The organism is Luteimonas sp. YGD11-2, from assembly GCF_004118975.1.
In the GTDB taxonomy this organism is placed as follows: Bacteria; Pseudomonadota; Gammaproteobacteria; order Xanthomonadales; family Xanthomonadaceae; genus Luteimonas; species Luteimonas muca.
This window is the reverse complement of record NZ_CP035376.1, coordinates 1,542,879-1,566,318: the sequence shown is the minus strand read 5'-3', so window position 1 is coordinate 1,566,318 and position 23,440 is coordinate 1,542,879. Positions and strand designations below refer to the sequence as shown.

Annotated in this window: 23 protein-coding genes; 7 read left to right on the top strand and 16 right to left on the bottom strand. The window is 70.3% G+C overall.

What is annotated here, in order from left to right; all coding sequences use genetic code 11:
- Window positions 1-69: 69 nt before the first annotated feature.
- The 4 genes from ERL55_RS15255 (at window position 70) to ERL55_RS07080 (ending at window position 5,095) form a co-directional block, all read left to right on the top strand.
- Window positions 70-2,439: a methyl-accepting chemotaxis protein gene (locus ERL55_RS15255; RefSeq protein WP_305791903.1), complete on the top strand. Its 2,370-nt coding sequence runs from the start codon at window positions 70-72 to the stop codon at window positions 2,437-2,439.
- A gap of 138 nt (window positions 2,440-2,577) precedes the next feature.
- Window positions 2,578-3,447, top strand: a complete 870-nt coding sequence (locus ERL55_RS07090) for a CheR family methyltransferase (RefSeq protein ID WP_129135807.1) — start codon at window positions 2,578-2,580, stop codon at window positions 3,445-3,447.
- Window positions 3,444-4,034, top strand: a complete 591-nt coding sequence (gene cheD / locus ERL55_RS07085; RefSeq protein ID WP_129135806.1) for a chemoreceptor glutamine deamidase CheD — start codon at window positions 3,444-3,446, stop codon at window positions 4,032-4,034. Before ERL55_RS07090 ends, cheD begins: the two co-directional genes overlap by 4 nt.
- The gene (locus ERL55_RS07080) at window positions 4,031-5,095 is read left to right on the top strand and encodes a chemotaxis response regulator protein-glutamate methylesterase (protein ID WP_129135805.1); all 1,065 of its coding nucleotides are present in this window, start codon (window positions 4,031-4,033) and stop codon (window positions 5,093-5,095) included. Before cheD ends, ERL55_RS07080 begins: the two co-directional genes overlap by 4 nt.
- 10 nt (window positions 5,096-5,105) lie before the next feature.
- On the opposite strand, the gene orn is transcribed toward ERL55_RS07080, so the two are convergent.
- Entirely contained in the window at window positions 5,106-5,669 is a 564-nt protein-coding gene (gene orn / locus ERL55_RS07075; RefSeq protein WP_129135804.1) for an oligoribonuclease, read from the bottom strand.
- Between the two features lie 62 nt (window positions 5,670-5,731).
- On the opposite strand from orn, the gene ERL55_RS07070 reads away from it, so the two are divergent.
- A complete protein-coding gene (locus ERL55_RS07070; RefSeq protein ID WP_129137250.1) occupies window positions 5,732-6,217 on the top strand; it encodes a DUF2721 domain-containing protein in 486 nt (161 codons plus the stop codon).
- Between the two features lie 18 nt (window positions 6,218-6,235).
- On the opposite strand, the gene tadA is transcribed toward ERL55_RS07070, so the two are convergent.
- The 6 genes from tadA to folD form a co-directional block, all read right to left on the bottom strand.
- On the bottom strand, window positions 6,236-6,730 hold the full coding sequence (gene tadA, locus ERL55_RS07065; RefSeq protein ID WP_256386147.1) for a tRNA adenosine(34) deaminase TadA: 495 nt from the start codon (window positions 6,728-6,730) through the stop codon (window positions 6,236-6,238).
- A 605-nt stretch (window positions 6,731-7,335) separates the two neighbouring features.
- Entirely contained in the window at window positions 7,336-7,866 is a 531-nt protein-coding gene (locus ERL55_RS07060) for a cupin (protein WP_241685865.1), read from the bottom strand.
- Window positions 7,867-7,954: 88 nt separating this feature from the next.
- Window positions 7,955-9,523 (bottom strand): glutamine-hydrolyzing GMP synthase, encoded by a 1,569-nt coding sequence (gene guaA / locus ERL55_RS07055; RefSeq protein WP_129135803.1) that lies wholly within the window; start codon window positions 9,521-9,523, stop codon window positions 7,955-7,957.
- Window positions 9,520-9,789: a hypothetical protein gene (locus tag ERL55_RS07050; RefSeq protein ID WP_129135802.1), complete on the bottom strand. Its 270-nt coding sequence runs from the start codon at window positions 9,787-9,789 to the stop codon at window positions 9,520-9,522. The genes guaA and ERL55_RS07050 overlap by 4 nt, the downstream gene beginning before the upstream one ends.
- A gap of 1 nt (window position 9,790) precedes the next feature.
- Window positions 9,791-11,248, bottom strand: coding sequence for an IMP dehydrogenase (gene guaB, locus ERL55_RS07045; protein WP_129135801.1), 1,458 nt, complete (start codon window positions 11,246-11,248; stop codon window positions 9,791-9,793).
- A gap of 214 nt (window positions 11,249-11,462) precedes the next feature.
- Window positions 11,463-12,341, bottom strand: a complete 879-nt coding sequence (gene folD / locus ERL55_RS07040) for a bifunctional methylenetetrahydrofolate dehydrogenase/methenyltetrahydrofolate cyclohydrolase FolD (RefSeq protein ID WP_129135800.1) — start codon at window positions 12,339-12,341, stop codon at window positions 11,463-11,465.
- A 106-nt stretch (window positions 12,342-12,447) separates the two neighbouring features.
- Between folD and ERL55_RS07035 the strand changes: the two genes are divergently transcribed.
- Both ERL55_RS07035 and ERL55_RS07030 read left to right on the top strand, forming a co-directional pair.
- The gene (locus ERL55_RS07035; protein ID WP_129135799.1) at window positions 12,448-12,747 is read left to right on the top strand and encodes a DUF1244 domain-containing protein; all 300 of its coding nucleotides are present in this window, start codon (window positions 12,448-12,450) and stop codon (window positions 12,745-12,747) included.
- A gap of 7 nt (window positions 12,748-12,754) precedes the next feature.
- The gene (locus tag ERL55_RS07030) at window positions 12,755-13,621 is read left to right on the top strand and encodes an alpha/beta hydrolase (RefSeq protein WP_129135798.1); all 867 of its coding nucleotides are present in this window, start codon (window positions 12,755-12,757) and stop codon (window positions 13,619-13,621) included.
- Here ERL55_RS07030 and ERL55_RS07025 read toward each other — a convergent pair.
- From ERL55_RS07025 to rlmN, 9 genes are all read right to left on the bottom strand, one after another.
- Window positions 13,555-14,607 carry a DUF2272 domain-containing protein gene (locus tag ERL55_RS07025; protein WP_164972138.1) on the bottom strand — a complete coding sequence of 351 codons (1,053 nt, stop codon included), beginning with the start codon at window positions 14,605-14,607 and terminating at the stop codon, window positions 13,555-13,557. The two genes, ERL55_RS07030 and ERL55_RS07025, sit on opposite strands and share 67 nt — an antisense overlap.
- Before the next feature lie 77 nt (window positions 14,608-14,684).
- Window positions 14,685-15,821, bottom strand: coding sequence for a molybdopterin-synthase adenylyltransferase MoeB (gene moeB / locus ERL55_RS07020; RefSeq protein ID WP_129135796.1), 1,137 nt, complete (start codon window positions 15,819-15,821; stop codon window positions 14,685-14,687).
- A gap of 74 nt (window positions 15,822-15,895) precedes the next feature.
- On the bottom strand, window positions 15,896-17,128 hold the full coding sequence (gene glp / locus ERL55_RS07015; RefSeq protein ID WP_129137247.1) for a gephyrin-like molybdotransferase Glp: 1,233 nt from the start codon (window positions 17,126-17,128) through the stop codon (window positions 15,896-15,898).
- A gap of 13 nt (window positions 17,129-17,141) precedes the next feature.
- A complete protein-coding gene (der, locus tag ERL55_RS07010) occupies window positions 17,142-18,539 on the bottom strand; it encodes a ribosome biogenesis GTPase Der (RefSeq protein WP_129135795.1) in 1,398 nt (465 codons plus the stop codon).
- A gap of 119 nt (window positions 18,540-18,658) precedes the next feature.
- Entirely contained in the window at window positions 18,659-19,849 is a 1,191-nt protein-coding gene (gene bamB, locus ERL55_RS07005) for an outer membrane protein assembly factor BamB (protein WP_129135794.1), read from the bottom strand.
- Complete coding sequence (locus ERL55_RS07000; RefSeq protein WP_129135793.1) at window positions 19,849-20,478, bottom strand: tetratricopeptide repeat protein; 630 nt, start codon at window positions 20,476-20,478, stop codon at window positions 19,849-19,851. The genes bamB and ERL55_RS07000 overlap by 1 nt, the downstream gene beginning before the upstream one ends.
- A 98-nt stretch (window positions 20,479-20,576) precedes the next feature.
- The gene (locus ERL55_RS06995) at window positions 20,577-21,404 is read right to left on the bottom strand and encodes a helix-turn-helix domain-containing protein (protein ID WP_129135792.1); all 828 of its coding nucleotides are present in this window, start codon (window positions 21,402-21,404) and stop codon (window positions 20,577-20,579) included.
- A complete protein-coding gene (gene pilW, locus ERL55_RS06990) occupies window positions 21,401-22,231 on the bottom strand; it encodes a type IV pilus biogenesis/stability protein PilW (RefSeq protein WP_129135791.1) in 831 nt (276 codons plus the stop codon). The genes ERL55_RS06995 and pilW overlap by 4 nt, the downstream gene beginning before the upstream one ends.
- A complete protein-coding gene (rlmN, locus tag ERL55_RS06985; protein ID WP_241685864.1) occupies window positions 22,218-23,369 on the bottom strand; it encodes a 23S rRNA (adenine(2503)-C(2))-methyltransferase RlmN in 1,152 nt (383 codons plus the stop codon). Before rlmN ends, pilW begins: the two co-directional genes overlap by 14 nt.
- Window positions 23,370-23,440: the final 71 nt, after the last annotated feature.

Below are 23,440 nucleotides of genomic sequence, written 5' to 3'. Positions count from 1 at the left end.
GCAAGCAGGCTGCGTGGCATGCACAGGCGTGCCACGCGCCAGCCACCCGCTCCAACGGACACACTCGCCATGATGCAGCGCCTCGACAACCTCAAGCTCTCCCTCAAGCTGATGCTGGCTTTCGGCATCGTGCTGGTCCTGATGGTCGTGCAGGGCATCGTGGCCTACGGCGGGATGTCGTCGCTCGCGCGCGACACCGACCTGCTCGTCAACGACACCATGGCCTCGGTCGCCACCGCGAACGAGGCCAAACTGCTGCTGGCCGAGTACCGCAACAACGCCTACCGCGGCCTGATCCGCGCCAGCGATGCGGTCAAGGCGCAGGCGCGCGAGCGCACGCAGGAATTCGACCAGCGCATCGAGGGCACCTTCCAGCGCTACGAAGCGGCACTGCCCGCTGGCGAGTCCGAGGAGCGCGGCCTGTACGAGGCCGCGACCGCAAGCTGGGCCGAGGCCCGCCAGTCCTACAGCGACGTCAACGAGATGATCGACCTCGACCTGCCCGAGGACGCACTCGACACCTTCCTGGGCGACACCCAGCGCCTGCACAACGCCTCCGTGGCCGCGGTCGACGCACTGGTGGCGCACGAGAGCGTGCTGGCCGAGGCCGCGCAGGCCAGCGCCGAACGCACCTACGCCACCGCCATCACCCTGACGCTGATCATGCTGCTGGCCGGCGTGGCCGGCGGCCTGGCGATCGCCTGGTTCGTGGCGGCAGCCCTGACCCGCAGCCTGCGCCGCGCGGTGGAGGTCGCCAACAACGTGGCCGGCGGCCAGCTCGACAACGAGATCGACGTCGACCGCGCCGATGAGATCGGCGACCTGCTCAAGGCCATGCAGCACATGCAGGGCGACCTGCGTGCCCGCATCGAACGCGACCAGCAGGTCGCCGGCGAGAACCTGCGCATCCGCACCGCGCTCGACAGCTCCGGCACCAGCGTCATGATCGCCGACCCCGAGCGCCGCATCATCTACGCCAACCAGGCGGTGACCACCCTGCTCGGCCAGTACGAGGCGGAGATCCACAAGGACCTGCCGCACTTCGACTTCAACAACCTCATCGGCACGAATATCGACGGTTTCCACCGCGATGCCGGCACGATCGCCGGGATGCTGGAGCGCCTGCAGGGCACCCACCAGGGCGAGATCTCGATGGGCGACGCGCACTTCGTGCAGACCGTCGCCCGCGTGGACGACGCCGACGGCACCCTGCTGGGCTACGTGGTGGAGTGGCGCGACCGCACCCCACAGGTGCGCGTGGAAGCCGAGCTCGCCGGCGTGCTGCAGGCCGCGGCTGCCGGCGACCTGTCGCAGCGCATCGGCCTGGAAGGCAAGCAGGGCTTCTACCTGCAGCTTGCCGGCCAGCTCAACCGCCTGCTCGATGCCAACGGCAAGAGCCTGGAAGGCATCTCCAACGTGCTGCAGGCGCTGGCCGAGGGCGACCTCACCGCGCGCATGGAAGGCGACTACCAGGGCGTGTTCGCACAGATGCGCGACGACGCCAATCGCACCGTGACCCAGCTGACCAGCCTGGTCGGCAGCATCCAGCGCGCCTCGCGTGCCATCAACACCGCCTCCAGCGAGATCGTGTCGGGCAACAACGACCTGTCGCGCCGCACCGAGCAGCAGGCCGCGAACCTCGAGGAAACCGCCGCCTCGATGGAGGAGCTCACCTCCACCGTCAAGCAGAACGCCGAACACGCCCACCAGGCCAACCAGCTGGCGATCGGCGCGGCCGGTGTCGCCACCCGCGGCGGCGACGTGGTCGGCCAGGTGGTCGGCACGATGCGCGAGATCGAGCAGTCCTCGCGGCGCATCGCCGAGATCATCTCGGTCATCGACGGCATCGCCTTCCAGACCAACATCCTGGCGCTCAATGCCGCGGTCGAGGCGGCCCGTGCAGGCGAACAGGGCCGCGGCTTCGCGGTGGTCGCCGCCGAGGTGCGCTCGCTGGCACAGCGTTCGGCCACTGCGGCCAAGGAGATCAAGGGCCTGATCGAGGATTCGGTCAGCAAGGTCGGCAACGGTTCCGCACTGGCGTCGGAAGCCGGCAAGACCATGGTCGAGATGGTCGCCTCGGTGCAGCGCGTGACCGACATCATGGCGGAGATCTCCGCGGCCTCGCAGGAGCAGGCCTCGGGCATCGAACAGGTCAACCAGACCATCACCCAGATGGACGAGACCACCCAGCAGAACGCCGCGCTGGTGGAGGAAGCCTCGGCGGCCGCACGCAGCATGGAGGAACAGGCCGGCCAGCTGGCCGACGTGGTCTCGGTGTTCCAGATGCATGCGTCGGATGCACAGGTCGACCCGGTCGCTGCCGCAACCCGCGCGGCCGCGAACCCGCAGGCCGCGCGCGGCCAGGGCCGTGCCGCCGCGCCGCGCAAGCGCGTCGAGCCCGCACTGGCCACCGCCGGCGAGGACTGGCAGGAGTTCTGACCTGCCGCACACGTCGTACGCGGAACGCCGGCCCCGGGCCGGCGTTCTGCTGTGCGGACGCGACCCCGCGCCGGCCAGCCGGCGTGCTTCAGGTCGCATGCCGGCGGCCGATAACGTGGTGCCATCCGAGACGGACCGATGTCGGCCAGTTCCCTTCTGCCCGCGCCCCCCGAGGCGCGCGAGTTCGAGTTCCATGACCGCGACTTCCGCCGCGTCTGCGAACTCATCCATCGCCATGCCGGGATCGCGCTCGGCCCGGCCAAGCGCGACATGGTGTACGGCCGCCTGTCGCGGCGGCTGCGCACGCTCGGCATCGACAGCTTCCGCGAATACCTCGACCGCATCGACGGCGGCGACGATGACGAACTGCAGGGTTTCATCAATGCGCTGACCACCAACCTCACCGCGTTCTTCCGCGAGCCGCACCATTTCGAGCGCCTGAAGGAAGAACTGCTGGCACACGCGGCCGCGCCCGCCACCCGACGTCCGCTGCGCCTGTGGTCATGCGCGGCCTCCACCGGCGAGGAACCGTATTCGATGGCGATCGCGGCGTGCGAAGCCTTCGGTACGCTCAGCCCGCCGGTACGCATCATCGCCACCGACATCGACACCCAGGTGCTGGCCACCGCAGCCGCAGGCGTCTATCCGCTGGAGCGCGTGGCCTCGCTGGAACCGGCACTGCTGCGCCGCTACTTCCTGCGCGGCAAGGGCCCGCAGGCCGGGCGTTGCCGGGTGCGCCCGGAGCTGCAGGCGCTGGTGCGTTTCGAGCCGCTCAACCTGCTCGATCCGCGCTACGCGATCGACGGCGACGTGGTGGCGCTGTTCTGCCGCAACGTGATGATCTATTTCGACAAGCCGACCCAGCGCGCCATCCTGTCGCGGCTGGTCACGCACCTGGCGCCCGAAGGCCTGCTCTACACCGGTCACTCCGAGAACTACCTGCACGCCGCCGACCTCATCCGCCCCTGCGGCCGCACCCTGTACCGGCGCGCGGAGACGGCGCGATGAGCGTCGCCGCCGAGGACGTGCTGCGTTACCGCGACACGCGCTTCCAGGTGCAGGCGGCCAAGCTGCTGCCCACCCAGTACCTGGTGGTGGACGACGGCACCGCGCTGGTCACGGTGCTGGGCTCGTGCGTGGCTGCGTGCCTGCGCGATCCGCTGCTGGGCATCGGCGGCATGAACCACTTCATGCTGCCCGACGGCAGCGCCGACGACGGCGCGCCCGCGCGCTACGGCAGCCACGCGATGGAACTGCTGATCAACGACCTGCTCAAGCGCGGCGCCAACCGGCGCCGGCTGGAAGCCAAGGTGTTCGGCGGAGCCAACGTGCTGCGCGGCTTCACCAGCAACCCGGTGGGCAGCCGCAATGCGGACTTCGTCGGCACCTACCTTGCCGCCGAACATATCCCCGTGGTCGCCTCCGACCTGCGCGGCATCCATCCGCGCAAGGTGTGGTTCTTCCCCGACAGCGGGCGGGTGATGGTGCAGCGCCTGCCGCACGCGCACGAGGCCGAAGTGGCCGCGACCGAAACCGCGGTGCGCGCGCGCCTGTCCGGCACCCCGACCAGCGGTGGCGTGGAGCTGTTCGAATGAGCGCGGCGCGGGCGCGGGTGCTGGTGGTCGACGATTCCGCGGTGGTACGCCAGATGCTGTCGGAGATCCTCGCCGCCGATCCCGGGATCGAGGTGGTGGGCACCGCCGCTGACCCCTTGATCGCGCGCGACAAGATCCAGCGCCTGCAACCCGATGTCATCACCCTGGACATCGAGATGCCGCGCATGAACGGCCTCGAGTTCCTCGAACAGCTGATGCGCGTGCGGCCGATGCCGGTGGTGATGGTGTCGTCGCTCACCGAGCGTGGCGCGCAGACCACCCTGCAGGCGCTGGCACTGGGTGCGGTGGACGTGGTGTCCAAGCCGCGCCTCGATGTCGCCCGGGGCCTGCAGCGCTATGCCGAGGAGATCGTCGACAAGGTCAGGCAGGCGGCGCGCGCACGGGTGCGTCCACCGGCGCGGCCGTTGCCCACGGTGGCGACTCCGGCGCCGCGGGCGGTACGGCCGCTGCCGGTGCGCAGCAACGAGCGCCTGATCGCGCTGGGCGCCTCCGCCGGTGGCACCGAGGCGCTGCGCGTGGTGCTCGAACAGCTGCCCGCCGACGCGCCGGCCGTGGTGCTGGCCCAGCACCTGCCGGCCAGTTTCAGCGCGGCGTTCGCCGAACGCCTCGACCGGCACTCCGCGATGACCGTGCGCGAAGCCCGCGACGGCGAGCCGGTGCTGCGCGGCCACGCCTACCTGCCGCCCGGAGGCCGGCATCTGGCCGTGCTGCGCAATGGCGCCGGCTGGCGCCTGCGCATCGATGACGGCGAACCGGTCAACCGCCACAAGCCGGCGGTCGACGTGCTGTTCCGCTCGGTGGCACGTGCGGCGGGCGCGAATGCGATCGGCGCGCTGCTCACCGGCATGGGCGACGACGGCGCGCGCGGCCTGCTGGAGATGCGCGAGGCCGGCGCCGCGACCCTGGTGCAGGACGAGGCGACCAGCGTGGTCTGGGGGATGCCGGGCGCGGCGGTGAAGCTCGGCGCGGCCAGCGAGACCGTGCCGCTGGATGCGATCGCCGCGCGCCTGCTGGCCCTGGCGGGCCAGGCGCAGGCCTGACTCCGCGGCGTCAGCAGGCGGCGAAGATGCCCATGTGCGCGCGGTAGTGGCGCAACTCGGCGATTGAATCCTTCACGTCGCTCATCGCGGTATGCGCGGCCTGCTTGCGCACCCCGTGCAGCACCGATGGCGCCCAGCGCCGGGCCAGTTCCTTGACCGTGCTGACGTCGAGGTTGCGGTAGTGGAAGTGGCGTTCCAGCGACGGCATCAGCCGGTGCAGGAAGCGGCGGTCCTGGCAGATCGAGTTGCCGCACATCGGCGACGCGCGCTCGGGCACCCACTCGCGCAGGAATGCCAGCGTGCGAGCTTCGGCCTCGGGCAGCGGCACGCCCTCCTCGAGCACCCGGCGCCACAGGCCGGAGCGCCCGTGCTGTGTGCGGTTCCACTCGTCCATGCCCTCGAGCACCGTCAGCGGCTGCGCGATCGCGCAATCCGGGCCTTCGGCCAGCACGTTGAGCTGCGCATCGGTGACGATGGTGGCGATCTCGAGGATCGCGTCCCGGTCGGTATCGAGCCCGGTCATTTCCAGGTCGATCCAGATCAACCTGCCCTCACCCGCCTGGTCCATCGCCATCCTTTTTCGCGTGTCATTGAACGACGGCGCATCATATCCCACCGCTTCCGCTCCCCATGCCGATGCCACCACTGCCACTCAGCCACTACGCCATCCTGACCTCGATGCTGGCGCCGGCGTTGTTCCTGACCGCCACCGCGGCGCTGCTGACCACCGCCAACTCGCGCCTTGCGCGGGTGATCGACCGCGCGCGCGGGCTGATGCGCGAGCTCGCCGACAACGACGACGCCGCCGAGCGGGTGGTGATCGAGGAACGCATCACCCTGCAGCGCACCCGCAGCCGGATGCTGCTGCGCGCAAGCCAGCTCTTCTACGTCGCGATCAGCTGCTTCGTCGGCACCAGCCTGAGCGTGGCCGGCGATGCACTACTCGGGCACAGGCTCACGCAGCTGCCCACGCTGCTGGCCGTGCTCGGGGTGCTTGCCATGCTCACCGCAAGCGTGGTGCTGGCCCGCGAGGCCTCGCTGGCGGTGGCGGCGGTGAACCACGAAATGGACGATGCCCACGCGCGCGCGCATCGCCTGCGTCGTCCACCACCGGCCCCCTGACCCGGCGCCCGCAGCGCCTCAGAGCGGCGGCTTGCCGCGCTTGCGGCGGAAATAGTTCGTCAGCCGGATCCCCGCCTCCCCGGCCAGCACGCCGCCGGTGACGTCGATGCGGTGGTTGTGGCGCGGATCGGCGAGCAGGTCGAACACGCTGCCGGCGGCACCGGTCTTCGGATCGGTGGCGGCGTACACGACGCGCGCCACGCGCGCATGCACCATCGCCATCGCACACATCGCGCAGGGTTCCAGCGTCACGTACAGCGTGGTGCCGAGCAGCCGATGGTTGTCGAGCCGACGGCCGGCTTCGCGTAGTGCCACGATCTCGGCATGCGCGGTGGGATCGCGCTGGCTGATGTTGAGGTTCCAGCCTTCGCCCAGCACCTCGCCCTGCGCCGACACCAGCACCGCGCCCACCGGGATCTCGTCGTGCTCGCGCTCGGCGCGTTCGGCCAGCACCAGCGCATGGCGCATCCAGCGCTCGTCGTCGACCGTGTGTGCGGTTGCTGCTGCGGTGATCCGGGGTTCGTTGTTCAAGACAGCGCCGCGGCGACGGAGGTGAGTGGAATTCTAGGTTCTTCTCTGGATCCCGGCGCGCTTGCTGAGAGTCCTGGCGGCCCGCCGCGGCCACAGGGGGATGCCCAGCCGGATATCTCCGCGTCCTGCTCCCACATCCGGCCGCCGGCCATCCATGGCCGGCTCCGGACATCCCCCTGTGGCCGCGGCGGGCTCCGAACTGTCGTGGCATGGGGAAGAAGATCAAAAGCGAAGAGCACCCGAGCTGCACACGCAGACGATCCCGCGGTGACCGCCCTGCTCTTCGTACCGAAGCGTGCCCAGGCAATAGCCCGTCGCGTGCACCGGGGCGTGTGCTCCCAGCCGGCCATGGATGGCCGGCGGCCGGCCGTGGTAGCCGGACGCGGACTCCGGCCGGGGGAGCACACGCCCCGGTGCGCGCGACGGGCAGCGCGCACTACAACGAAGCCTCGCAGGTACATGCCGTTACACGTCATCCTGAGCGCGCATCCGCGACGATCGCATAGGGCACGGCAGAGCCCACGCCTGCGCCGCCTGCCGCAGTTGCTCCTCGCGGCCTCGACGGATGTGGTGGCGCGTGTCGAGCCTCAGCCGGCAGCCCACAGGCGCACCAGCGAGCCGTCCCGTCCCTGCACCGGATCCTGCGGGGGCACCGGCACCGCGGCGATGCGTGCGCGGATTCCGTCCGTCGGCGGCGCGGTCTGCAGGTCGTAGTCCTGCTGCCCTTCGGGATAGCCGCCGATGACCAGGAAATCGGGGCTGCAGCGCACCCGGCAATGACCGGTGCCCGCCGGCAGGACGACCACGTCACCGGCAGCGATCTCCACCCGCTCGCGATCGGGACCGCCCAGCAGCACCGTCGCGCTGCCACGCGCCACGCCCAGCACCTCGTGCGAGGTGGCGTGGTAGTGGTGGTAGTCGAAGATGCCCGCGCGCCACTGTGCCGGCCAGCCGTTGGCGGCGAACAGCCGCTCGAACGCCGAGGCCGTCCCCTCCCCGTCGGCACCACGTGCCACCGAGCGGTACAGCAGCACCGGCAGCCGCGGATTGTTCGGGACCCGGTCCGTCGGGGCCAGCAGCAGGGTGTCGGGTGCGGAAGGCATGTGGACGTCGCTCATCGGTGGTGCCGGCGATGGTGGTCCATCCCGGCGTCGACGGCATGTGGACCGTCGCGCGGCGGTCAGCCGCGCACGCCTGCGCCAGCCGTCACTCCCACTCGATCGTCGCCGGCGGCTTGCCGCTGATGTCGTAGACCACGCGCGAGACGCCACGCACCTCGTTGATGATGCGGTTCGACACCCGGCCGAGGAAGTCGTACGGCAGGTGTGCCCAGTGCGCGGTCATGAAGTCGATGGTTTCCACCGCGCGCAGCGCGATGACCCATTCGTAGGCGCGCGCATCGCCCACCACGCCCACCGACTTCACCGGCAGGAACACCGCGAACGCCTGGCTGACCTGGTCGTACAGGCCCGAGCGCATCAGCTCCTCGATGAAGATCGCATCGGCACGTGCCAGCAGCTCGGCGTACTCCTGGCGCACTTCGCCCAGGATGCGCACGCCCAGGCCGGGACCGGGGAACGGATGCCGGTAGACCATCTTGTGCGGCAGGCCGAGTTCCACGCCCAGCCGGCGCACCTCGTCCTTGAACAGCTCGCGCAGCGGTTCCACCAGGCCCATCTTCATGTGCTCGGGCAGGCCGCCGACGTTGTGGTGGCTCTTGATGACGTGCGACTTGCCGGTCTTGCTGCCGGCCGACTCGATCACGTCCGGATAGATCGTACCCTGCGCGAGCCACTTGGCGTTGGTGAGCCTGCCGGCCTCCTCGTCGAAGATCTCGACGAACAGGTTGCCGATCACCTTGCGCTTGGCCTCCGGGTCGGCGACGCCGGCCAGCGCCTGGAAATAGCGCTCGTGCGCATCGACGCGCACCACGCGCACGCCCAGGTGCTCGGCAAAGGTGGCCATCACCTGGTCGCCTTCCTGGAAGCGCAGGAGGCCGGTATCGACGAACACGCAGGTCAGCTGGTCGCCGATCGCCTTGTGCAGCAGCGCCGCGACCACCGAGGAGTCCACGCCACCCGACAGCCCGAGGATCACCTCGTCGCTGCCGACCTGCTCGCGCACGCGCGCAATCTGGTCGTCGATGATGTTGGCCGCGGTCCACAGCGTGCGGCAGCCGCAGATGTCGACCACGAAGCGCTCCAGCAGCGCCCGCCCCTGCCTGGTATGCGTGACCTCCGGGTGGAACTGCACGCCGTACCACGGCTTTTCGTCATGCGCGAACGCGGCCACAGGCACGCGTTCGGTGGTGGCTGTGATGGTGAAGCCGGGCGGCGCCTGCGAGACGTGGTCGCCATGGCTCATCCACACATCGAGCCGGCGCGGGTTGCCCGGATGGTCGTACAGGCCTTCGAACAGGCGGTCCTGGCCAACGATCGTGACTTCGGCATGGCCGTATTCGCGCGCATCGGCGGCCTCGGTGGCGCCACCGAGCTGCTTGGCCATCGTCTGCATGCCGTAGCAGATGCCCAGCAGCGGCAGGCCGCTGTCGAAGACCTCCTGCGGCGCGGCCGGGCAGCCGTCGACCGTGGTCGATTCCGGCCCGCCCGACAGGATGATGCCCTTCGCACCGAAGCCCGCGATCTCCGACGGATCGTGGTCCCAGGCCCAGACCTCGCAGTAGACGCCGATCTCGCGGATCCGGCGGGCGATCAGCTGCGTGTACTGCGCGCCGAAATCGATGATGAGGATCCTGTCTGAGTGCAGATCGGTCATTGCGGGTCGGGCTCGGGAGGTGCGGGCGTGGAAGAGGATGGCGACTGGCCGGAGCCGCCGAAGGTGCAGGCCTGGCGCTCGGCGTCCCAGCTGCCGCCATTGCCGGTGCACGAGCGCACGACCTCGTGGCCGCGATACCACTGGAACGCGACCAGCACGAGGGCGACCAGCGCCAGCACGGCCATGCCGGTGCCGAGCCGGCGTTTGCGCGGCGGGCGCGGCGTGGAGGGCGGAGCGGGTCTGGAGGAGCGGTCGGGGCGGGCCATCTCAGCCCATCCGGTAGTTCGGCGGTTCCTTGGTGATCTGCACGTCGTGGACGTGGCTCTCGCGCTGGCCGGCGCCGGTGATCTGCACGAACTGCGGCTTCGTGCGCATCTCGTCGATGCTTGCGCAGCCGACGTAGCCCATGGTCGCGCGCAGCCCACCGATCAGCTGGTGGATCACGCCCGACAGCGGCCCGCGGTACGGCACGCGGCCTTCGATGCCTTCCGGCACCAGCTTCTCGGCGGACGACGTGTCCTGGAAATAACGGTCGCTCGAACCCTTCTCCATCGCGCCCAGGCTGCCCATGCCGCGGTAGCTCTTGTAGCTGCGGCCCTGGTAGAGCTCGGTCTCGCCCGGGGTTTCCTCGGTGCCGGCGAACAGGCCGCCGATCATCACCGTCGACGCCCCGGCGGCCAGCGCCTTGCCGATGTCGCCCGAATAGCGGATGCCGCCATCGGCGATCAGCGGGATGCTGTCCTGCAGCGCGGAGGCCACCATGTCGATCGCGGTGATCTGCGGCACGCCCACGCCGGCGACGATGCGCGTGGTGCAGATCGAACCCGGGCCCACGCCGACCTTGACCGCGTCGGCACCGGCGTCCATCAGCGCCAGCGCGGCATCGCCGGTGACGATGTTGCCGCCGATCACCTGCAGTTGCGGGTAGCGCTTCTTCACCCAGGCCACGCGGTCGAGCACGCCCTGCGAGTGGCCATGCGCGGTATCGACGATGATCACGTCGACGCCCGCGGCGGCCAGCCGCTCGATGCGTTCCTCGGTATCACCGCCCACGCCGACCGCGGCGCCGACCAGCAGGCTTTCCGAGAGGTCCTTGGCGGCGTTCGGGTTGTCCTGCGCCTTCTGGATGTCCTTGACGGTGATCAGCCCGCGCAGCTGGAAGTCGTCGTTGACCACCAGCACCTTCTCGATGCGGTGGCGGTGCAGCAGCTCGATGACCTCGTCATCGCTGGCGCCTTCCTTCACCGTGACCAGCTTCTCCTTGCGGGTCATGATGTTGCGCACCGGGTCGTCGAGCTTCTTCTCGAAGCGCATGTCGCGGCCGGTGACGATGCCCACCAGCTGGTCGCCGTCGACCACCGGCACGCCGGAGATGTTGCGCGCGCGGGTCAGCTTGAGCACTTCGCCGATCGAGGTCTGCGGGCCGACGGTGAACGGTTCGCGGATGACGCCGGCTTCGAAATTCTTGACCTGCAGCACCTGCGCCGCCTGGCGCTCGGGAGACATGTTCTTGTGGACGATGCCGATGCCACCCAGCTGGGCCATGGCGATGGCCAGGCGCGCCTCGGTGACCGTATCCATGGCGGCGGACACGATCGGCATGTTCAGGCGCAGGTCGCGGGTGAGACGGGTGGCGAGCGAGACGTCCTTGGGCAGGACGGTGGAATGCGCCGGGACCAGCGAGACGTCGTCGTAGGTCAGTGCTTCGGCCTGGATGCGCAGCATGGGCGTTCCGCAGGAGAGGAAGCGCGCCATTGTACCGCGTCGGCGGCGGCTACGCAGGGCGCCGGAAGGTGCTGCGGCCACGGATTACACGGACATACACGAATGAAGCGGTCGGCCGTGCGGGCCTGTGCCGGAACGAAGCCGAACCGCCCGGATCCCGTGCCGAAACTCCCGCCCGATCCGCCTTCATCCGCGTCGATCCGCGGCGGGACACTCAGGCGTCCGACGCCTCCGCGGCCTCGAGCGTGTTCTGCATCAGCGTGGCCACCGTCATCGGCCCCACGCCGCCGGGCACCGGGGTGATCCAGCTGGCGCGGCGGGCAGCGGCAGCGAAACCGACGTCGCCGACCAGGCGGCCGTCATCGAGACGGTTGATGCCGACATCGATCACCACGGCACCCGGCTTCACCCATTCCCCGGGCACGATGCCGGGCCGCCCCACCGCGACCACCAGGATGTCGGCTTCGCCCACGTGGCGCTCGAGCACCCCGGCCGGGGTGAACTTGTGGCAGCTGGTCACCGTGCAGCCTGCGATCAGCAGTTCCAGCGCCATCGGCCGGCCGACATGGTTGGACACGCCGACGATCGTCGCGCTTTGCCCACGCACCGCGCGGTCGGTATAGGCCAGCAGCGTGGTGATGCCGCGCGGCGTGCATGGGCGCAGGCCGAACTGGCGCAGCGCCAGCCGGCCGACGTTCTCCGGGTGGAAGCCGTCGACGTCCTTCAGCGGGTCGATGCGCTGGATCAGGCGGCTGGCATCGGCAATGCCCGGCAACGGCAGTTGCACGAGGATGCCGTCGACATCGGTATCGGCGTTGAGCCGGTCGATCAGCGCCTCGAGTTCGGCCTCGCTGGTGCCCGCCGGCAGGTCGATGTCGATGGCGCCGATGCCGACCTTCTGCGCGGCGCGGCGCTTGTTGCGCACGTAGGACTGCGACGCCGGGTCCTGCCCCACCAGCACAACGGCAAGCGTCGGCCGCGGCCTTCCCGCGGCGACCCGGGCGTCCACCCGCAGCCGCAACTCGTCGAGCAGCGAGTCGGCGATGCGGCGGCCATCGAGGATACGGGCGGTCTGGTCGGGCGCTGGAGTCATCGGGCAGGTCGGATACGCGGTGGCGCATTGTCGCCGATGGTGGCCGCGGTTTGCAGGCGCCGCGTACGCGCGCGATGCTGGCGTTCCACCCCGAAGCGCCCTCGCGATGACCGATACCACCATCGAAATCGAAGCCGCGGCGTTCCGCCACCTGCTGCAGCACCTCAACCAGGACCGGCCGGACGTGCAGAACATCGACCTGATGATCCTCGCCGGCTTCTGCCGCAACTGCCTGGCCGACTGGTACCGCGAGGCGGCGGACGCGCGCGGCATCGCGCTCGGCAGGGAGGCCGCCCGCGAACGCGTCTACGGCATGCCGTTCGCCGAGTGGAAGGCGCGCCACCAGCGCGAAGCGACGCCGGAGCAGTTGGCCGCGTTCGAGGCTGCCCGGCAGGCGCATCCTTGATCCACACATGCGTACCGCCCTCTCCCTGGCCGCATTGCTCGCGCTGCTCTACATCGGCGTGTGCCTGTTGATGTACGCGCAGCAGCGCAGCTTCATCTACTTCCCGCAGGCCACGCGCTCCAGCGCTGCCACAACGGATTTCGCCCTCGATCGCGGCGATGCCACCCTGCGCGGCTGGATCGTCAATCCCGGGCGGGAGGACGCGGTGCTGTACTTCGGCGGCAACGCCGAACGCGTCGAGCACAACCGCCGCGACTTCGCCGCGTGGCTGCCGGCGCACAGCGTGTATCTGCTGGCGTACCGCGGCTACGGCGCCAGCGATGGCAGCCCGGACGAGCCGGCCCTCGTCGGCGATGCACTCGCGCTGTTCGACGAGGTTCGCCGCCGCCATCCGCAAGGGCGGATCGCGGTGATCGGGCGCAGCCTGGGCGGTGGCGTCGCCGTGCAGCTGGCGGCGCAGCGCGGGGTGGACCGGCTGGTGCTGGTGACGCCGTTCGACAGCCTCGCCGCGGTCGCCGCGACCCACTATCCGTGGTTGCCGGTGCGCCTGTTGATGCGCGACCACTACGAGTCCGCCTCCGCCCTGCCAGGCTATGCGGGCCCGGCGCTGGTCCTGCGCGCGGGGGCCGACACCGTGGTGCCGGCGGTGCACGCGGACCGCCTGGTGGCGTCGCGCCCGCAGCACACGCAGGTGCTCGACTTCCCGCAGGCGGGCCACAACGACATCCACCTCGATCCGGGCTACGGCGACGCGATCTCGCGTTTTCTGCGACATCCGGGAGCCGCAGCGGACCCGGCCGGGATGGATCAGTCCGCGCCGCCCGCTGCCGCACGCGGGCAGCGCGGAACCCGGGTATCGCCGGCGACGCAGTAGACGCAGCACCCGGCAGGCGTCCCCGCCGGCTGCACCGGGAATCCGGCCGGCAGGGCCCGGGCGGGCGCGGCCGGCGTCGGCGGGGGCGGCGGCACCAGCGCTGCCAGCGCCTCCCCGGGCCTGAGTTGCAGCAGCACGGTCCAGTCCTGCCGGTTGGCGTTGCAGTGCGCGGGGTGGTCCGGGCTGCACGGCAGGTCGGCAGGCTGGCGCACCGGGAGGTCGCGGAATTGGCCGCCCGGGGTCAACGGCAGCATGCGCATGGTGACGCCGTCGAACACGTTGCCACCCACCAGCCACGCCAGCCCACGGTGCGGCTGTGCATCGACCACGATGTCGCAGTGCATCCCCAGCCCTTCGTCGCTCGCGGCCAGCAACTGCGCAAGGCCGGCGAAGCCGAAGGTCCGATCGGCGGAGCGCGCATAGCACAGCAGGTCACCACGCGCGGGGCGCGCCGCCTCGGGCGCGACCACGCGGTATGCGTTGGCCTCCGGCTGGCGATAGGCATCGCGCACATACGACACGTGGCTGGCCGATACATTGAAGCCCGGCACCCCGGCCTGGCGCACCACCCAGGACACGAACGCCGCCGACCACGGCGTGTCGATGAGGAAGGTCCGGCACGCCGGCAGTGCTGCATCGCCCATGCCTGCGTATTCGCACTCCGCCGCTCCGGATCGATGCGCCACGGCAGCAAGCAGGCCACTGCCACGCCAGTAGCCGGCCACGCGGCGCCAGGCCTGCTCGCCATTGGCCAGCTGGCTGACCTCGGCTTCGCGCACGCTGGAACCGCCCACGCGGCCATCGGCATCGATGAACGGCCGGTACCAGAGCTGGTGTTCGTCGCAGGCGATCGCCGCGACCCGCGTGGCGACATCGACAGCCCCGGTCTGCGCACGCAACAGCGGACAGGGATCCGCGGCACTGGCAGTGCCCGGCACCAGCAGGCAGGCCTGCAGCAGCAACAACAACCACCAGCGCGACGACATGCGGAACACCTCGATGGATCGGAGCGGAACCCGATCCTGCCGATGCCGTCGTGAAGAACGCCGACAGGCGCTGGCGCTCAGCTCCCGCCGGCGCAGAACGCCGCGTAATCGATATAACCCGGGAACGCGCGCCCCGGCGCGCATAGCGGACAGTCGGGGTCGGCAGCAAGCCGCGTCTCGCGGAAACGCATCGCCAGCGCATCGAAGTGCAGCAATCGCCCGCGCAACGGCTCACCGATGCCCAGCAGCAGCTTCAGCGTCTCGGTTGCCTGCAGCAGGCCGATCACGCCGGGCAGCACCCCCAGCACGCCGGCCTCGGAACAGTTGGGCGCGGCTTCGGGCGGCGGCGGCTCCGGGAACAGGCAGCGATAGCACGGTGCCTCGCCGCGGCGGCCGCCGGTGTCGAACACGCTGGTCTGGCCTTCGAAGCGGTGCACCGCGCCGTAGACCAGCGGCTTGCCGAGTTTCACGCAGGCATCGTTGACCAGATAGCGCACCGGGAAGTTGTCGGCACCGTCGATCACCACGTCGACACCTTCGAGAAGCGCTTCGACATTGGTGCTGGTGACGCGCTCGGCCACCGGTTCGATGCGTGCGCGCGGGTTGAGCGCCGACAGGGCGGCCGCGGCCGATGCGACCTTGGCATGGCCGATGCGCGCGTCGGTATGCAGGATCTGCCGCTGCAGGTTGCTGCGGTCCACCACGTCGTCGTCGACGATACGCAGCCGGCCCACACCGGCGGCGATCAGGTAGTACGCCGCCGGCGAGCCCAGGCCGCCGGCGCCGACCATCATCACGTGCGCGCGTTCGAGCCGTCGCTGCCCCTCCACGCCCACCTCGGGCAGGCGCAGGTGGCGCGCATAGCGCTCGTGGAAATCGGGGTCGACATGCGCGGCCGGCGCCGCCATCGGCAGCCCTTCGGCCTGCCAGCGGCTGGTGCCCCCGGCGACCGACGCAATCCGGCGGTAACCCAGCGCCTGCAGCCGTTGCGCACCCTGCAGCGAGCGCGCACCGGACTGGCAGATCAGCAGCAGTTCGTCACCGGCGTCCGGTGCTGCCCCGGCGATGCGCGCAGCCAGCTCGCCCAGGGCGATGCCGGTGGCGCCATCCGCCATTCCCAGCTCGCGCTCGTGCTGTTCACGCACGTCGACAAGCCGCGCGCCGGCGCGCTGGCGGCGCAGCGCCTCGCGCGGAGTGATTTCCTCGATGCTCATTGCCCGATTATCGCCCGCGCCGCCGCAACCACCGGTAAGCGACACGGGCCCCTGCCGGGCGGACCCGCCGCGGCTCAATACGCGATGACGCCGACCGGCGTGCCCGCCGGGTAGTGCCGGGCGCCCTCGTCGAGCACGATCAGCGCGTCGGAATCCGCCGCCGCGCGCATCCGGTGCGAGGCATCGGCCGGGTTCGGCTCGACATGGAGCAGGCCGTCGCCGTCATCGCGCAGGCGGCCGCGCAGGAACTCCAGGCGCTCGTGCTGCTTGTCCCAGTCGCGCGACAGCCGCGCACTGCGCAGCGGGCGCGCCACCCGGCCCTGCAGGCCGTCGGTAAGCCGACGCCCCAGCATGAGCCAGGTGGCCAGCACCGAAACCGGATTGCCCGGCAGGCACAGGAAGAGCGCGTTGCCGAGCGACCCGCCTTCCGCCAGCAGCACCGGCATGCCGGGTTTCAGGCGCGCTTTCCAGAACACGATGCGCGCCCGCTCGCGCAGCAGGCGCGGCAGGTGGTCCTTCTCGCCGGCGGATACGCCGCCGCAGGTCAGCACCAGATCGAAGGCGTGGCCTGCATGCAACAGCGCCGAGTACGTCTGGCCGGGATCGTCCGGCAGCGTCGGCCACGCGGTCGGCTCGAGACCGGCTTCGCGCAGCAGCGCCATCAGCTGCACGCGATTGGCGTTGTAGATCATCCCCGGCTCGAGCGGCATGCCCGGCTCGGTCAGTTCGTCACCGGTGGTGAAGACGGCAACCGTCGGGCGCCGGCGCACCGCGACGCCGGTCATGCCCTGGGCGGCGCACAGGGTCAGGCGCGTGGCGGTCAGCACGTCACCCTGGGCCACCAGCAGGTCACCGACGCTGCAGTCCTCCCCGGCGCGGCGGACGTAGCGACCCGCGGTTTCGCCGCGTGGAATCCGCACGTGGCCGTCCACCAGCGACACGTCCTCCTTCATCACCACGCTGTCGGCGCCGGGCGGCAGCGGAGCGCCGGTGGTGATGCGCACGCACTCGCCCGGCGCCACCGCCAGCTGCGACACCGGCCCGGCGAACCGGTCGCCGACCAGCAGCAGGCCCGTATCGGCCGCGAGAGCGATGTCCGCACGCCGGTAGGCGAAGCCGTCCATCGCCGCGTTGTCGAATGGCGGCTGCGGCAGCACCGCATGCACGTCTTCGGCGACGACGTGACCATGCGCGCGCGCCAGCGGCAGCCGCCCGACGGGCAGGCGATACGTCGCCGCGACCGCGTCGATCAGCCGGCAGGCCTCGCCGTACGCCACGCGGGTCGGGAACTCGTCGCGCGCGGACATCATCGTGCCGCGGTCACTTCCGCTTGACGTGGCGCATCAGGCGCCGGCGCTGGGCGACCTGGCGATCGCTCAGTTCGTTCTTGCGGTCCTTGTAGGGGTTGTCGCCTTCCTTGAACACGAACCGCACCGGCGTACCCACCAGCTTGAAGCGCTTGCGGAAGAAGTTTTCCAGGTAACGGTGGTAGCTCTGCGGCAGTGTTTTCAGGCGGCTGCCGTGGATCACCACGGTCGGCGGATTGGTGCCGCCGGGGTGCGCGAAGCGCAGCTTCGGCACGTGGCCACGCACGGTGGGGGGCGGGTTCGCGGTATAGGCCGCCTCCAGCGCCTTGGTGACCTCGGAGGTGCCGAGTTCGCGCGTGGCCGACAGGTGCGCGCGGTGGATCGCCTTGAACAGTTCACGCAACCCGGAGCCGTGTACCGCGCTGATGCGCACGTTTTCGGCCCAGGGCGCGAAGGTCAGCTTGCGCGACAGCAGCGCTTCCACCTGCTCGCGCTGGTAGCTGGTCAGGCCGTCCCATTTGTTGACGGCGACCACCAGCGCACGGCCGGCATCGAGCACCGCACCCAGCACGGTGGCGTCCTGGTCGGTGACACCTTCGTTGGCGTCGAGCATCACCACCGCGACCTGGCATTCCTCGATCGCCTGCAGCGTCTTGATCACCGAGAACTTCTCGACCGCCTCCTCGACCCGGCCCTTGCGGCGGATGCCGGCGGTATCGATCAGCCGGTACAGGCGGCCGTCGCGTTCCATGTCCACGGCGATCGAGTCGCGGGTGGTGCCGGGCACGTCGGAAGCGATCATCCGCTCCTCGCCCAGCAGGCGGTTGACCAGGGTCGACTTGCCGACGTTCGGACGGCCGATGAAGGCGATGCGCACGCGCTCCGGATCCTGGTCCAGGACCTCGCCGCTACCCTCCTCCGGCAAGCGCTCGAGCACGTCGTCGAGCAGGTCGTCCAGGCCGAGCCGGTGCGCGGACGACACCGCGGTGGCGTCTTCGAAGCCGTAGCGCGAGAACTCGGCGATGGCCTGGCGCGCATCGATGCCGTCGGTCTTGTTGACCACCAGCAGGGTCGGCCGCGAATGCCGGCGCAGCCACTGCATCAGTTCGTCGTCGAGCGACGACGGGCCTTCGCGGCCATCGACCACGAACAGCACCAGGTCGGCTTCCTCGGCCGCGGCACGTGACTGCCGCGCGGTGGCGCCGGCAAGGCCTTCCTCCTCGCCACCGATACCGCCGGTGTCGACCAGCACGAACGGACGCTCCGGCATCAGCCGGCAGATGCCGTAGTTGCGGTCGCGGGTGACCCCCGGCTCGTCGTGCACGAGCGCATCGCGGGTCCGCGTGAGCGCGTTGAACAGCGTCGACTTGCCGACGTTGGGGCGCCCGACCAGGGCGACGAGAGGCAGCATGTGGGCAATCCGCGAAAAAGACGGGAGATGGAAACGGCATCGGCCGCAGCGATGCGGCCGATGACCATCTTAGGGATCCTGACGCTCGCGCGCAGGATCCGGAGGGGCGCGAGGCGGGGTTACTGCCCGATGCGCCAGGCGCTCAGGTCGCCGTCGACGTTCTGGACCACGAGGATCCCGTCGGCCACCACCGGTGTGCCACGCAGGGCATCACGGCCGGCCCGGGCGCGGGCGGCGAACTGCCCGCTGTCGAGCTGCAGCCAGTGCAGGTAACCGTCGTAATCGCCGACCACGACGTAGTCGCCATGGACCACCGCGGAGCCGAGGTCACGACGGGCGAGCCCGTCCTGCTGCCACATCGCCGATCCGCTGCGCTTGTCGAGACCCCACACCGTACCGGCCGGGTCGGACACCGCCAGCAGGTTCGGCGCCAGGCCGACGCGGCCGGAGCCGCCGCGATCGCTCACCCACAGCGGGCGACCGGTCGGACCGTCGATGGCCATGGTGGTGCGCTTGTAGCTGGTGGCGAAGACCGCGGTGCCGTCGAGCACCGGCGTGCCGTCGATGTCGGCCATGCGCTCGAGCTCCGTGCGCCCGTCGGGCGGGCCGACCAGCTGCTCCCACAGCACCCGGCCGTCGGCGATGCTCAGTGCGACCATGGTGCCGTCATCGTTGCCGACGAACACCACACCCGGGCCCAGCAGCGCGGAGCCGTGGCCGCGCACGGTCAGCGTCGGCAGCTCGCGCACCCAGAACCAGCGCCGCGCGCCGGTGGCGGCGTCGAACGCGGTCACCCGGCCATCGTTGGAGCGCACGATCACCGTGCCCTGCCCGATCACCGGTGCGGCCAGCACCTCGTTGCCGACCTGGGCCTGCCAGCGCTCGGCACCGGTGGCCGCGTCCAGCGCGATGACTTCGCCATCCAGCCCGCCCACCACGACCAGGCCTTCGCCATGTCCGGGGCCGCCGGACAGCCGCATGTCGGACGGGTAATGCCACACCTGCGACCCGCTCTGCAGGTCGATCGCGCGCACGCCACCGCGCACGGCCGCGGCGTACACGCGGCCATCGCCGACTGTGGGCGCCTGGCGCACGCCGATGCGGCCCTCGCCCTTGCCCGCGTTCGCGGTCCAGATCCGGGTGGGCGTGGCAGTGGCGGTGAACTCGACCAGCGGCGCCGGATCGGTGGTGTTGGGCTTGTCGTCGTCGTCGCTGAACCAGCCGCGGACGGTGCCGCAGCCGCTCAGCGCAACGGCGCCCAGAAGGAGGATCGCGCCACGCAACGCGGCAGAACGCTTGGCAGACTTCATCAAGAGGCCTCGTCGGGGGTCGGTTCGCCGCCTGCGGCAGCGAGCTTGATTTCGATCAGGCCGCGGCCGGGAGAGGCGACGTCGGTCTGCGCGAGGGCGCGCGTATACGCCGTGCGGGCCTCGGCGTCCTGGTCGAGCGCGGCGTGGGCATCGCCCAGTGTTTCCAGCCCGGTGGCATCGCTTGCATCGCGCAGCAGGGCAACAGCCTCTTCGGCGCGCCCGGCGTCGATCAGCAACAGGCCGAGTCGCTGGCGGCGGATGGGTTCGAGTGCGGGGTCGTTCGCATCCGCGCCCTGCAGCGTCTGGATGGCCGCCTCGTGCTGCCCGGCCTCCACCTGCGCACGTGCGAGGTCCAGCGCGGCGAGCACGCCGTAACTGCCGCCCTGCAATGCCGCGACCTGGCGCTGGGCGTCGGCGAGATCGCCACCCGCCAGATCGGCGACCATGCGCTGGTAGGTCATGCCGGCGTCCACGCGCTTGGCGTGCTGGTTGCCCTGCCACCAGCGCCAGCCGCCCACCAGCGCGAATGCCACCACGATGCCTGCGAGGATGCCGAAGCCGTTTTCGCGCAGCCAGGTACGGACGCGTTCACCCTGTTCGTGTTCGTCCGGAAGATCGTCGATCGCCATGCTGTCTCTCGCCGCACGCGGGACGTGCGACCTGTTGTTCTTCTATGGGGCCCGCATGTGCACGCGGGCCGGTGGGATACGCCCCGCGGGCGTGCGGATCACTCCGTGACCGGCGTGAGCGAGCCGTCGGAGGATACCTCAAAGCGGGCCACGTTCGCCCGCTTGAATCCGTCGAGATCCTGGATCTCGCCGTTGCGGCGGACCTCGACGCCACCCGCGTTGCCGAGCACCACGCGGCCGACCTGGCCGGGCTCGTAACTGCGGGAATCACCGGCGCGCAACAGCGCCTGCTCGATTTCGCGGCCATCCGGGCCGATCACCTGCACCCAGCTGTCGCCGCGGAACTCCAGCGAGAGCGACTGCGGCGTGGCCGGCAGGGCCGGCGCGCCGCGCTGCACCGGAGGTGCCATCGACGCCACCAGTGGGCGCTGCGGCGTGCGTGCGGTGGCCGCCGGCGACGGCGTACCGGTGCCGTCGCCCATGCTCGACGGATCGACGTCCAGCGCGATCACGGCCTGGCCACCGCTGTCGACGTGCTGGCGGGTGACCATCCACACCGGCACCGCGATCGCGGCGGTGATCACCACGTACACCACCTTGCGCGCCGCCTGCTCGACATAGCGCTGCAGCGGGGAGGTATAGGTGCGCGGTTGCAGCCGCGAGGGCTCCAGCGGCTGCTGCGCCTCCGGCGGCAGCAGGCTGTCGGCCGGCACCCCGAGCACGCGCGCATAGCTGCGGATCTGGCCACGAATGAAGACAGGCGCCCCCAGCCTGCTCCAGTCGGACGATTCGAGCGATTCCACCACCCGTGCGGGTACACGCATCCTTGACGCGACGTCGGCCACGCTCAGGCCGGCACGTTGGCGGGCGTCCCGCAGGCGGTCCCCGTGGCCATCAGAGTGGCCTGGATTCGCTGCAGATGTCATAGCTGACTGCTTTCCCCGGATGATTCGGACAGCGCGCGCGGAAATTCCGTTTCCAGGCGCTGACGATAGCGTTCGGCGGCGGCCATGTCGCCGAGGCTTGTTTCAATCTGTGACGCAAGTAGAAGCGCACCGGGTGTTGGAGGCGCTGCCGCGAGGCGGCGCTCGGAAAACGCCCGTGCTTCGAGAAAACGGCCACTACGGTACTGGTATTCGGCCATTGCTGACAATGCCACGCTGTTGGCCGGGTCCAGATCCAGGGCGACCCGCAGGTCGCGCTCCACCCTGCCCGGTTGCCCGCCGGCCTCCGCGCAGGCGCCGGAGTTGGCCAGCGCGTCGGCCACCCGGCCATAACGCGGGTCCGCGATCGCGCGGTCGAAATACACCATCGCCTCGGCGGCCCGTGCGTTCCCGCACAGCCACGCGCCGTAGTTGTTGAGCACCAGCCCGTTGTCGGGCGCCGCGTCCGCGGCGCGGCGGTAGTACTCCCCCGCGGCGCCGGCCTGTCCCCTGCGAGACTCCACAAGCGCCAGCAGCGTCAGCGCATCGGCGGACTTCGGATCCACCCGCAGGGCGTCGCGCGCATGACCCACGGCGGCGTCGAACTCCCCTGCAACCAGCGCGCGGTCGGCGCGACCCACGTGCGCGGCGGCCTCGGTGCGACGGCGGTCGTCGGCGGTGGTGCGGAAGCTGTAGTCGGGTGCCACCTGGTGGGTCTTGCCGCGGCTGGCATCGGCCTTGATGAAGGTGAGGCGGGAGCAACCGGTGGCGACAAGCGCGACCGCGGCCGCAAGGAAGAAAATGCGTACGACTGCCTCAGGCGGCCGCATCGGCATTTCCCTGTGCTTCCAGCTGCTTCCTGAATTCGGCCTGGCGGCGGGTGCGGTCCGCGACCTGGCCCTTGAGCTGGCCACACGCGGCATCGATGTCGTCGCCACGGGTGCGGCGCACCGGCGCGATCATGCCGGCGTTGTTGAGCTGCTTCTGGAACGCGCGGATCACCTCGTCGTCCGGCCGCGCGTAACGCGTGCCCGGGAACGGATTGAACGGGATCAGGTTGATCTTCGCCGCGTCCTTCATCTGCACCGCGCGATCGAACGCGCGCAGCAGCGCCACCAGTTCGCGCGCGTGCTCGGGCTGGTCGTTGACGCCCTTCATCAGCGTGTATTCGAAGGTGACCGACTCACCCTTCCTGCGCAGCGCGTAGCGCACGCAGGCATCCATCAGTTCGGCGATCGGATATTTCTTGTTGAGCGGAACCAGCCGGGTGCGCAGTTCGTCGTTGGGCGCGTGCAAGGACACCGCGAGCGAGACGTCGCTCACCTCGCCGAGCCGGTCGATCATCGGCACCAGGCCGGCGGTGGACAGCGTCACCCGCTTGTTGGCCAGGCCATAGCCGAGGTCGTCGCGCATCACGCTCATCGCGCGTACGACGTTGTCGAAATTCATCAGCGGCTCGCCCATCCCCATCATCACGACGTTGGTGAGCTTGCGCTGCCTGTGCGGCACGTTGCCGAGATGGCGCGCCGCGATCCACACCTGGCCGATGATCTCCGCCGTCGACAGGTTGCGATTGAAGCCCTGGGTGGCCGTGGAACAGAACTGGCAGTTCAGCGCGCAGCCCACCTGCGAGGAGACGCACAGCGTGCCGCGGCCCTTGTCGGGAATGAACACCGTCTCGATGGCATTGCTGCCATCCATGCCGACCAGCCACTTGTGGGTGCCATCGACCGACGGCTTGTCGAACTGGATCGCCGGTACGCGGATCTCGGAATGCGTCTCGAGCTTGGTGCGCAGCGCCTTGCCGAGGTCGGTCATCTCCTCGAACGTGGTCACGTGCCGGTGGTGGATCCACTTCATGACCTGATGCGCACGGAAGCGCTTCTCGCCGAGGGTCTCGACGAAGAAGAGCTCGAGCCCTTCGCGGTCGAGCTCGAGGAGGTTCTGCCTGGTGGCGGAGTCGGTCACTGGATTCCAGAATTCGTAAGCGGGGTGTTGCCACGGACCATGCGGCTGGAGGCCGCGCAGTCCGTGGCGGT

Excerpts from the sequence above, each read along its gene's own strand:
- ERL55_RS15255 (WP_305791903.1), top strand. The coding sequence starts at position 70 with ATGATGCAGCGCCTCGACAACCTCAAGCTCTCCCTCAAGCTGATGCTG.
- ERL55_RS07090 (WP_129135807.1), top strand. The coding sequence starts at position 2,578 with ATGTCGGCCAGTTCCCTTCTGCCCGCGCCCCCCGAGGCGCGCGAGTTC.
- guaA (WP_129135803.1), bottom strand. The coding sequence starts at position 9,523 with ATGACCGATCTGCACTCAGACAGGATCCTCATCATCGATTTCGGCGCG.
- folD (WP_129135800.1), bottom strand. The coding sequence starts at position 12,341 with ATGACTCCAGCGCCCGACCAGACCGCCCGTATCCTCGATGGCCGCCGC.
- guaB (WP_129135801.1), bottom strand. The coding sequence starts at position 11,248 with ATGCTGCGCATCCAGGCCGAAGCACTGACCTACGACGACGTCTCGCTG.
- ERL55_RS07050 (WP_129135802.1), bottom strand. The coding sequence starts at position 9,789 with ATGGCCCGCCCCGACCGCTCCTCCAGACCCGCTCCGCCCTCCACGCCG.
- moeB (WP_129135796.1), bottom strand. The coding sequence starts at position 15,821 with ATGAGCATCGAGGAAATCACTCCGCGCGAGGCGCTGCGCCGCCAGCGC.
- ERL55_RS07035 (WP_129135799.1), top strand. The coding sequence starts at position 12,448 with ATGACCGATACCACCATCGAAATCGAAGCCGCGGCGTTCCGCCACCTG.
- bamB (WP_129135794.1), bottom strand. The coding sequence starts at position 19,849 with ATGAAGTCTGCCAAGCGTTCTGCCGCGTTGCGTGGCGCGATCCTCCTT.
- pilW (WP_129135791.1), bottom strand. The coding sequence starts at position 22,231 with ATGCGGCCGCCTGAGGCAGTCGTACGCATTTTCTTCCTTGCGGCCGCG.
- ERL55_RS07070 (WP_129137250.1), top strand. The coding sequence starts at position 5,732 with ATGCCACCACTGCCACTCAGCCACTACGCCATCCTGACCTCGATGCTG.
- glp (WP_129137247.1), bottom strand. The coding sequence starts at position 17,128 with ATGTCCGCGCGCGACGAGTTCCCGACCCGCGTGGCGTACGGCGAGGCC.
- ERL55_RS07060 (WP_241685865.1), bottom strand. The coding sequence starts at position 7,866 with ATGAGCGACGTCCACATGCCTTCCGCACCCGACACCCTGCTGCTGGCC.
- ERL55_RS06995 (WP_129135792.1), bottom strand. The coding sequence starts at position 21,404 with ATGACATCTGCAGCGAATCCAGGCCACTCTGATGGCCACGGGGACCGC.
- ERL55_RS07080 (WP_129135805.1), top strand. The coding sequence starts at position 4,031 with ATGAGCGCGGCGCGGGCGCGGGTGCTGGTGGTCGACGATTCCGCGGTG.
- ERL55_RS07025 (WP_164972138.1), bottom strand. The coding sequence starts at position 14,607 with ATGTCGTCGCGCTGGTGGTTGTTGTTGCTGCTGCAGGCCTGCCTGCTG.
- orn (WP_129135804.1), bottom strand. The coding sequence starts at position 5,669 with ATGGCGATGGACCAGGCGGGTGAGGGCAGGTTGATCTGGATCGACCTG.
- ERL55_RS07030 (WP_129135798.1), top strand. The coding sequence starts at position 12,755 with ATGCGTACCGCCCTCTCCCTGGCCGCATTGCTCGCGCTGCTCTACATC.
- ERL55_RS07000 (WP_129135793.1), bottom strand. The coding sequence starts at position 20,478 with ATGGCGATCGACGATCTTCCGGACGAACACGAACAGGGTGAACGCGTC.
- der (WP_129135795.1), bottom strand. The coding sequence starts at position 18,539 with ATGCTGCCTCTCGTCGCCCTGGTCGGGCGCCCCAACGTCGGCAAGTCG.
- cheD (WP_129135806.1), top strand. The coding sequence starts at position 3,444 with ATGAGCGTCGCCGCCGAGGACGTGCTGCGTTACCGCGACACGCGCTTC.